Raw genomic sequence first — 1,301 nt, forward strand, 5'->3', positions numbered from 1 at the left:
ATAAAAATATGAAGGTTATAAGAATCTATCGAAAAATAGGGAGGAAAATAGATATGAAGAAATTTCCATTTAAAGTGTTAACTTTAGCCACACTGGCAACGGTTATAACTTCTACTACCGGTAACACTATTCATGCATTTGCACAAGAACAGACCGCTCAAGAACAGAAAATAGGGAATTATGCATTAGGGCCTGAAGGACTGAAGAAAGCATTGGCTGAAACAGGATCTCATATTCTTGTAATGGATTTGTACGCAAAAACAATGATTAAGCAACCGAATGTAAATTTATCCAATATTGATTTAGGTTCAGAAGGGGGAGAATTAATCAAAAATATTCACCTTAATCAGGAACTGTCTCGAATAAATGCGAATTATTGGCTAGATACAGCAAAACCGCAGATTCAAAAAACAGCACGTAATATTGTAAATTACGATGAGCAATTTCAAAATTATTACGACACATTAGTAGATACTGTACAAAAGAAAGATAAGGCAGGCCTAAAAGAGGGCATAAATGATTTAATCACTACAATTAATACAAATTCAAAAGAAGTTACAGATGTAATTAAGATGTTACAAGACTTCAAAGGGAAACTATATCAAAATTCTACAGATTTTAAAAATAATGTTGGTGGCCCAGATGGTAAAGGTGGATTAACGGCAATATTAGCAGGTCAGCAGGCAACAATTCCACAACTTCAAGCTGAAATTGAGCAACTCCGTTCTACTCAGAAAAAACATTTTGATGATGTATTAGCATGGTCAATTGGTGGTGGATTGGGAGCAGCTATTTTAGTTATTGCAGCTATTGGAGGAGCGGTAGTAATTGTCGTAACTGGCGGTACAGCAACACCGGCTGTTATTGGTGGCCTGTCGGCTCTTGGTGCAGCTGGTATCGGTTTAGGAACAGCAGCTGGTGTCACGGCGTCTAATCATATGAACTCCTATAACGAAATCTCTAAAAAAATCGGAGAATTAGGTACGAAAGCTGATCTTGCTAGCCAAGCAGTTATTTCGCTTACTAACGCGAAAGACACATTGGCATATCTGTATCAGACAGTGGATCAAGCGATACTGTCTCTAACAAATATTCAGAAGCAATGGAATACAATGGGGGCTAACTATACAGATTTACTTGATAATATCGACTCTATGCAAGAACATAAATTCTCTTTAATACCTGATGATTTAAAAGCTGCTAAACAAAGCTGGAATGATATTCATAAAGATGCAGAATTCATTTCGAAAGACATCGCTTTTAAACAAGAATAGAACTGAAAATTAAGACCTATATAGGAG

At 36.2% G+C, this 1,301-nt stretch carries 1 protein-coding gene; it reads left to right on the plus strand.

The features are described from left to right. Positions 1–53: 53 nt before the first annotated feature. The gene (hblD, locus tag AC1DTM_RS26930) at positions 54–1,274 is read left to right on the plus strand and encodes a hemolytic enterotoxin HBL lytic component L1 (RefSeq protein ID WP_002120795.1); all 1,221 of its coding nucleotides are present in this window, start codon (positions 54–56) and stop codon (positions 1,272–1,274) included. Positions 1,275–1,301 lie beyond the last annotated feature (27 nt).

This window comes from Bacillus sp. P4_D3 (assembly GCF_056401855.1).